At 44.5% G+C, this 7,963-nt stretch carries 7 protein-coding genes; 3 read left to right on the top strand and 4 right to left on the bottom strand.

Going from position 1 to position 7,963, the window contains the following annotated elements:
- The first annotated feature begins 63 nt into the window (after window positions 1-63).
- Entirely contained in the window at window positions 64-951 is an 888-nt protein-coding gene (locus RDS42_RS09730; protein ID WP_308783488.1) for a LysR family transcriptional regulator, read from the top strand.
- 11 nt (window positions 952-962) lie between these two features.
- Here RDS42_RS09730 and gnpA read toward each other — a convergent pair whose 3' ends face one another.
- A complete protein-coding gene (gene gnpA, locus RDS42_RS09725) occupies window positions 963-3,122 on the bottom strand; it encodes a 1,3-beta-galactosyl-N-acetylhexosamine phosphorylase (RefSeq protein WP_308783487.1) in 2,160 nt (719 codons plus the stop codon).
- Between the two features lie 224 nt (window positions 3,123-3,346).
- Between gnpA and RDS42_RS09720 the strand changes: the two genes are divergently transcribed.
- Together RDS42_RS09720 and RDS42_RS09715 are read left to right on the top strand one after the other, a co-directional pair.
- The gene (locus RDS42_RS09720; protein WP_308783486.1) at window positions 3,347-4,216 is read left to right on the top strand and encodes an AraC family transcriptional regulator; all 870 of its coding nucleotides are present in this window, start codon (window positions 3,347-3,349) and stop codon (window positions 4,214-4,216) included.
- Window positions 4,217-4,237: 21 nt separating this feature from the next.
- A complete protein-coding gene (locus tag RDS42_RS09715; RefSeq protein ID WP_308783485.1) occupies window positions 4,238-5,122 on the top strand; it encodes an RluA family pseudouridine synthase in 885 nt (294 codons plus the stop codon).
- Here RDS42_RS09715 and RDS42_RS09710 read toward each other — a convergent pair.
- The 3 genes from RDS42_RS09710 to coaBC form a co-directional block, all read right to left on the bottom strand.
- A complete protein-coding gene (locus RDS42_RS09710; protein ID WP_308783484.1) occupies window positions 5,117-5,884 on the bottom strand; it encodes a type III pantothenate kinase in 768 nt (255 codons plus the stop codon). The genes RDS42_RS09715 and RDS42_RS09710 overlap by 6 nt on opposite strands.
- A gap of 63 nt (window positions 5,885-5,947) precedes the next feature.
- Complete coding sequence (locus RDS42_RS09705) at window positions 5,948-6,580, bottom strand: ECF transporter S component (protein ID WP_308783483.1); 633 nt, start codon at window positions 6,578-6,580, stop codon at window positions 5,948-5,950.
- Window positions 6,581-6,675: 95 nt separating this feature from the next.
- Complete coding sequence (gene coaBC / locus RDS42_RS09700) at window positions 6,676-7,881, bottom strand: bifunctional phosphopantothenoylcysteine decarboxylase/phosphopantothenate--cysteine ligase CoaBC (protein WP_308783482.1); 1,206 nt, start codon at window positions 7,879-7,881, stop codon at window positions 6,676-6,678.
- Window positions 7,882-7,963 lie beyond the last annotated feature (82 nt).

The raw sequence follows: 7,963 nt of genomic DNA, 5'->3' as shown, positions 1-7,963 counted from the left end.
TGAAAAATTGATAGATTTAATAAAAAGCATCTAAAATTTCAATAGTTAATGCAGGAGGTTTTTATGGAGATCAGAAATCTGGAAAGCTTTATTCAGGTAGCGGAGCTGGGAAGCTTTACAAAAGCAGCAGAAAGTCTCGGATATACTCAGTCCTCTGTTTCTACGCAGATCCGACAGCTGGAAAACGAACTTGGAATCCCACTTTTTGAGCGGATCAATCACAGTGTCAAATTAACAGAAAAGGGCAAGGAAATACTTTCCCTTGCCCATCAGCTGTTTCGTACTGCCGACGCTATTAAAAAAACTGCAGACAATCCTCTCACCCTTTCCGGGCATATCCGGATTGCCATTGCCCCCTCTCTGTGCCACTGGCTGTTCCAGCATAATTTCGAACAGTTTCATCAGCTTTTTCCCGAAATCTCTCTGGAACTGATCAGCACCAGCACAGAAACCATGTTCCAGCTTCTGAACCGAAATGAAGTGGATCTGGTCTATACGCTGGATCATCATATTTATGACCGAAATTACGTGATCGCATACGAAGCACCGGTTGCCTGTCACTTTGTCTGTTCTGCCGGACATCCTCTTGCCTGCGAAAAAACAGTTTCATGGAAAACACTGATCCGCCAGTCCTTTGTCCTCACAGAACGCAGCACCAGCTATCAGAAGCTGCTGGATGAGTATCTGACCAGCCGATCCATGGAGATCACACCTTTTCTGGAACTTAGCGACACAAGTCTTATCACCAGCATCCTGCAGAAAGGTTCCGAAGTTTCTTTTCTGCCGGATTATGTGACAGAAGCTGCTGTCCGAAGCCACAAGCTGGCATATCTCCATGTACCGGGACCGGACATAGAAATATGGAAACAGGTCCTTTATCATAAAAATAAATGGATCTCTCCGGCGCTCCAGGCAATTATGGATTACCTGGGCGGGGAGGCCTTCAAATAAAGAACTTTGTCTCAGATTTCATACCATTTGATCTCATTTGCTTCCATGTGGAGATCAAAGCTGGTTCCGTCGCCACGGTAAACGGTCGTATCCTGCGGTTCATAAGTATTATTTACCACGCAGTATTTTCCGTTCTTTACATAAGCGTGGACTTCTACGTTGTAGTTTGTTGAATACCATAAGTTCAGTTCTTCTTCTGCAGATGCAGACCACAGAACAGAGCGATACAGCACACGACTGTTCTCAAAGCTGTATGGAAGACCACTGATATACACACCACGGCCTTTTCCAAATGTTTTCACTGCCATTTGAACTTCTTTGTCTTTCTGGATCAGGATCTCTGTTTCCGGAAGGGCAAAGATATTCTTCTTGCCTTCACCGAAATCCACTTCTCCTGCACAGTCCTTCAGGATAAAGTGATCTCTGTGCTCTTCCCAGTTATATTTGTCTGTATTCAGGTTAAATCCTCTCTCTTCTTCTACACCAAGGATGTCATCCAGCTGGAAGAATTTACCCTGCCACTGATGAGCGCCAGGCTCGCCTACGCCGATAAATCCGCCGCCGTTATATACAAACTCACGAACTGCTGTGCTGACAGTTTCATCGATCCAGTATTCTCCGCCACTCTGTGCAGTATCTGCATCTCCTACATTGATCACCACGTCAAAGTTTTTCAAAAGCTGAGGATCTGCCTTAATGTCTTCAAAGCTGATAAATGCAACATCAAAAGGAGCACCGCTCAGTGCTTCGATCACTCCAAAGTAGGAATAGTTCTGTTTATAATAGAGACCGTGATGCACCATATGGTTGCCCCATGCGCGCATTTTACCCCAGCAGTTCAGAACAGCTACTCTCTTGACACAGTAAGGAGTAACCCCCTGGATATTGTCATAAAGAGTACGGAATTCCTGGCACACTTCCTTGATATAGTCTACAAAATCCGGGAACTGAAGAGCAAGCTTCAGATAACCGCCATAACCAATTCTCTGGATGGGACTTCTCAGGATTGCTCTTCTTGCTGTTACCCAGTTTACCTTTGCTTCTTTTACCGGGTCACCGCCTTCATGGAAGGTATCCGGGAAGAAATACGGAAGGAAACGTCCCTCTGTATATTTTACATGTTTGATATCACTGAAAAGACGAAGAGTTGCTCCGTTTCCAACACTTCCTACTACTGCATCAAGACCGATCTGAGCAAATTCATCCATAAACGGCTCCATACCAATCCAGTGATCTCCCATAAACATCATGGCCTCTTTGCCATACTCATGTACGATATCTACCATTTCCTTTGCAAGAAGAGCAACCTCTCTGCGCTGGAATGCCTGGAAATCGCAGAATTCTTTGGAAGGAATACGATAGGTATTATTCATATATCCCTGATCAATGATAAATTCCGGACGGAACGCATAGCCCACTTCCTTTTCAAACTGCTCCAGGATATACGGGCTGACAGATGCGGAATATCCATACCAGTCTACATATTTTTCTCTTGCCATTTCATCGAAGATCAGTGTGAACTGATGGAAAAATGTAGTAAAACGCACTACATCCACATACTCATGTGTTTCCAGGAAACGACGGAGACGGTTGAGAGAATACTCTCTGGTTGCCGGCTGACGCACATCGAAGGTCATCTGCGGTTCCACGTCTTTCCAGTCATTTACAACTGCATTATACATATGAACCGGATCCCACATGATATAGGCGAGGAAGCTTACGGTATACTGATGGAAACGTTCTGCCTGGATCACTACATTTCCTGTTTCTTCCTGATAGGACCATTTCTCACAGGAAACAGGCTGACCGGTTGTACGGTCCATAACCTCCCACCATTTGCGGATATCATCTCTTGTATTGACTGCAAGCATATCCGGATACAGATGATCCATAAGGTGGATTTCCAGACTCTCCTCAACTGCTGTATGGATGGAAGTCATAATATACATCTGCTGGATTTCTTCCGGATGTGCCTTTGCCCAGTTGTTATCCTTACGGGTTGTATAATAAGTTGCATAAATCTTGGAGCCGGTATCCTTCAGCTCCTGGGGAAATTCTGTGCCGTCACAGTCGCGGATGGCATCTGCCCCCCATTCCTTCATAATATCAAGTGTTTCTTTGATCACGTCCAGATCCGTAGGAATCGTGACTCTTCCTCTTTTTTCTGCCATGTTTTTTACCTCCATTACTATTGTGTAAAAATCTCCCTGTACAAATATTTCCTTTTTCTAAGTATAGGATAATGATTCTGGCCTGTGAATTCAATTGTCTTTTTGCTTTGTTTTTTAGAAATCTTGCTGTATAACTTTTTTTGTGATATGATGAAATTATTAAGTTTTATAAAACAATTCCAAAAACAAAAACACTAATATTTGCCATATAGAAAGGAGCCGCCATGAGCAGCCGTTCTCTGCTTTTCACTTCCAGTTCCTGTCCCTCTGTAGATGCGGTACTTGTCTCTGCCTCCGCCTCCCGGTACGAGGGCGACTGGTCCAGTATCCCCCACTCCCATGGATTTACCGAGCTTTTTTATGTACGGGAGGGAAAGGGGAATTTTCTTATCCGGGATGATGTGTTTCCTATTACAAAAGATGATCTTATTATTATCAGCCCTCATTTAAGCCACACAGAGCTTTCTGACAGCAGCCACCCGCTCAGTTATTTTACTGTAGGTGTAGACGGGATCAGTTTTTCTTTTCACGATCATAAAGATTTTAAGATTTTTAACTGCCGGCAGAAAAAAACAGACCTGCTTTTTTACTTTCATTCAATTTTTCAGGAACTGGATCAGAAACAGGACGGATATGAAAGCATCTGCAGAAACATGCTGGAAAGCCTTACTATCCAGCTGAAAAGACTCACCGACTCAGCTTTTGAGGTTGTCTCCTCTCAGCAGCCCAGCCGGGAATGCGCAGATATTAAACGTTATCTGGATTCCAGCTACAGCGAACCTATAACTCTCGATCAGCTTTCTGCCATCAGCCATTTAAACAAGTATTATCTGAGTCATGAGTTTACCAAATATTATGGTATCTCCCCCATCAGCTATCTGAACCGCAGAAGGATCGAAGTCTGCAAGGAGCTTCTGGAAACTACAGATTACGGAATTTCCGATATTGCCCACCTTACCGGCTTCTCTTCTCAAAGCTATCTTTCTCAAAGCTTTCGCAAATACTGCGGTATGTCAGCAGGAAGCTACCGTAAACTGGCAAAAAAAGCTCTTCCCGTAAACAAGGCAGCACTACAATCACAATCAAGAAAATAATCCAGCAGACGAGGTATTTCCATGGACAGAATCCTTACTTATTCCATTACAAAAGATCACAGCGGCACACAAATTCTGGATTTTCTGCGTGCAAAAGGATTTTCCAGAAATATCCTTTCCTCCATGAAGTCCCAGAAAGATGCCATCCTTTTAAACGGACTCAAAGTCGGAGGAAGAACACTTCTATCCGATGGGGACATTCTCCGCATCCATATCCCGGAAACCGGCGATCCGGAAAACATCCCTCCAACCTCCATAAATCTGGATATTCTTTTCGAAGATCAGGATATCCTGGTTGTAAACAAACCTGCCGGAATGCCGGTACATCCTTCTATGGGCAACTACGAAAATACCCTTGCAAACGGCGCCGCCTTTTATTTCCTGCAGCAGGGAAGTTTCTGCCCTTTCCGCTGTATCAACCGGCTGGATCGTGACACCTCCGGTGCTCTGATTCTTGCAAAAAATCCTTTCAGCGCGGCCCTTCTTTCCTCCCAGATGAAAAAAAGAGAGATTCGCCGTACATACCTTGCAGTAGTCAAAGGGATTCCTCCCTTAAACGGAAAAATCTCCGCACCCATTGCAAGGCTTGGAGATTCTGTGATCAAACGATGTGTAGACTATGAAAAAGGAGAGGCAGCGGTTACCTTTTATCACCGTCTTGCCTCTCACAAAAACATGTCTCTCATGGAGCTTCACCTGGAAACCGGAAGGACACACCAGATCCGGGTCCATATGGGATATCTGGGTTTTCCCCTTCCCGCCGATTATCTATACTGCCCGGATTATACCTTTTTCCAAAGGCAGCCTCTGCATTCTCTGCAGCTGGAATTTCGTCATCCCGTCACCGGAGAAGAGCTGTGTTTCTTGGCTCCTATTCCGGAGGATATGGTCAGAGGATTTTCATGAACGGTTCTTCTCGTAAATCACAAGAAGCCCCTTCAGCAAAAGATCCGGGTCCCAGATCATATCCCGTTTACAGTGAGGAATGATTTTTTTTGACATTCCTCCTGTAGCGATCACCGTCACCTTCTGTCCCAGATTTTCTTCGATCCTGTCTATGATACCGTCTACTGCAGCAGCATTTCCATAAAGAATACCGCTTTTCATACAGTCCACTGTATTTCTTCCTATCAGTCTTTTTGGTTCCTCAATGCTGATCCCGCTGAGCTGGGAAGCCCTTGCTGTCAGCGCGTCCAGAGATACCCGCACGCCTGGAAGGATCATTCCTCCCATAAAACGCTTCTTTTCGTCTACGACAGAAACAGTTGTGGCAGTTCCCATGTCTACGATCACAAGAGGCACAGGATAAAAAGTCATGGCTGCAACAGCATCCGCCACACGGTCCGCCCCCATTTCTCCCGGATTATCCAGCATGATATTCAAGCCGGTCTTCAGCCCCGGTCCTACTACCATAACCTCTTTTTTCAGGATCTTCTCTGCTGCCAGCTTCGCCACATTGGTGATCTGAGGTACAACAGAAGAAATAATACATCCTTCAATATCCTGTTTTTTGATATGATAAATATCAAGAACTGTTTTCAGGTCAATGGCATATTCCAGTTCTGTTTTTGTGCGTACCGTAGAAAGACGTTCTACGAAGTAGGTTTTTTCCCGATCGATACAGCCCACAACAATATTGGTGTTTCCGATATCAATAGCTAAGATCATATTTTCTCATTCCTAACGTTATTTCTAATACTTCCGTTTATAATTTTTCGTTAAAACTTCTGTTTATTTTGCAGGGATTGCCTGAGCAGCCGGAAGAAGATGTGCCCGGGAAAGGGCTGCGCCTACTGCTCCTGTGATCACGGTAGAAGAAACCATTTCACAGACCGCATTAATACCCACAAAAGCACAGCAGAACAGAATCACATTCTGACCGCCGATCATTTCTTTGATATATGAGGTATTTCCAAACATTCCAATCAATGCTGTCATAAAGAACAGCGTATTAAGAAATGCAGAGAAAAATCCGGTTACTGCACAGGATACATAAATATTTGTCTTTTTGCGCATAAACCGGAATATGTATCCAATGCAAAAACCATCCAGAAGTCTCGGAAGAAATCTCTGGAGAAATGCCAGAAGCGGATTGATACTAAAAAGCATGGCTCCCATTGCACTGGTACCACCGATTCCGATACACTGCCCAAAACTGGTAAGTCCAAAAATAGCTCCTGCAATAGCTCCCCCTGTGGGTCCCAGCACAACAGCGCTGACAGCAACCGGGATCACATTAAAAGAGATTGCCAGAGGACCGATGTTCAAATACCCCAAAGGAGTATATGCCATAAGCAGAAGAATGCCGGACATCAACCCTAACATGGTAAGCTGTGACGTAGTGAATTTCTTTGTTGTTTTCATTTTTTCCTCCTTGTTATCGTTCCCTCTTCAGGGATACAATACGGTGCGGAACTGCGGGCCGGAATTTTTTATTTGCCCGCTTCCTGGTAAACGGGTTACACTTCCCTCTCTTTTAAAATAGAGAGAATCTTATCCAGAATGACATTGGCTGCATCCTCTTTGCTCATCAGCTTAAGTGACACTTCCTCATTCTGTGTAATCAGGGTCAGCACATTTGTGTCTCCCTGGAATCCGGCGCCTGCCACTTTAAGATTGTTGGCTGCCACCATATCCAGATGCTTCTTCTGAAGCTTGGCCCTGGAATTACCGATCATATTTTGTGTTTCCATGGAAAATCCACATAAAAACTGTTCCGGGCGTCTGTGTTCTCCCAGATATTTCAGGATATCGTCTGTTTTTTCCAGTTCTATGTTCATTTCGCTGTCATGCTTTTTCATCTTTTCGTCTGCAACATGAATCGGACGGTAATCCGCCACTGCTGCAGCCTTTATAATAATATCCTGTTCCTCACTGACTGATGTGACTGCCTCAAACATGTCTCTCGCAGTGATCACAGGTACTGTTTTTATAAAAGGAGGCGGATCTATGGCACAGGGACCTGTTACCAGTGTCACCTCTGCTCCACGGAGCATAGCTGCCCGCGCAACAGCATATCCCATCTTCCCCGAAGAATGGTTTGTAATATAACGAACCGGGTCAATAGACTCCTGCGTCGGTCCGGCTGTTACAAGGAGTTTTCTGCCTGCAAGATCCTTTTCACGGGCAATTTCTCTGAGGATATACTGAAGAAGTACCTCTGGCTCCGGCATCTTGCCGGCTCCGGTATCTCCGCATGCCAGATATCCCACTGCGGGATCAATAACTCCAAAACCATAATGCTCCAGGATTTTCAGATTATCCTGGACAACAGGATTTTCATACATATTCGTATTCATTGCCGGAGAAATATATTTTTTACATTTACATGCCATAACGGTAGTAGTCAGCATATCATCTGCAATACCATGGGCAAGCTTACCGATCACATTAGCACTTGCCGGAGCGATCATTACCACATCTGCCTGCTTGGCAAGAGACACATGCTCTACCTGAAACTGAAAATTCCTGTCAAAGGTGTCCACCAGGCATTTATTTCCTGTCAGTGATTCAAATGTGATGGGATTGATAAAATTCGTGGCATTCTCCGTCATAAGTACATGAACCTGTGCATGAAGCTTGTTCAGTGCGCTGGCAAGATACGCGATCTTATATGCAGCGATACTTCCGGTAACACCAAGAAGCACTGTTTTTCCCTTTAACATTCCGTTTTCCTCCTGTAAATTTATAGTTTCATTTTCTATTCTACCAATCTGCCTCTGTGATTGCAATGGATTTTTTGCGTGT

The organism is uncultured Blautia sp. (assembly GCF_902497045.1).
Classification (GTDB): Bacteria; Bacillota; Clostridia; order Lachnospirales; family Lachnospiraceae; genus Blautia_A.
This window is presented reverse-complemented; position numbering and strand designations above follow the sequence as displayed.

Coding starts and splice junctions, on each gene's coding strand:
- RDS42_RS09730 (WP_308783488.1), top strand. CDS start 64: ATGGAGATCAGAAATCTGGAAAGCTTTATTCAGGTAGCGGAGCTGGGA.
- gnpA (WP_308783487.1), bottom strand. CDS start 3,122: ATGGCAGAAAAAAGAGGAAGAGTCACGATTCCTACGGATCTGGACGTG.
- RDS42_RS09720 (WP_308783486.1), top strand. CDS start 3,347: ATGAGCAGCCGTTCTCTGCTTTTCACTTCCAGTTCCTGTCCCTCTGTA.
- RDS42_RS09715 (WP_308783485.1), top strand. CDS start 4,238: ATGGACAGAATCCTTACTTATTCCATTACAAAAGATCACAGCGGCACA.
- RDS42_RS09710 (WP_308783484.1), bottom strand. CDS start 5,884: ATGATCTTAGCTATTGATATCGGAAACACCAATATTGTTGTGGGCTGT.
- RDS42_RS09705 (WP_308783483.1), bottom strand. CDS start 6,580: ATGAAAACAACAAAGAAATTCACTACGTCACAGCTTACCATGTTAGGG.
- coaBC (WP_308783482.1), bottom strand. CDS start 7,881: ATGTTAAAGGGAAAAACAGTGCTTCTTGGTGTTACCGGAAGTATCGCT.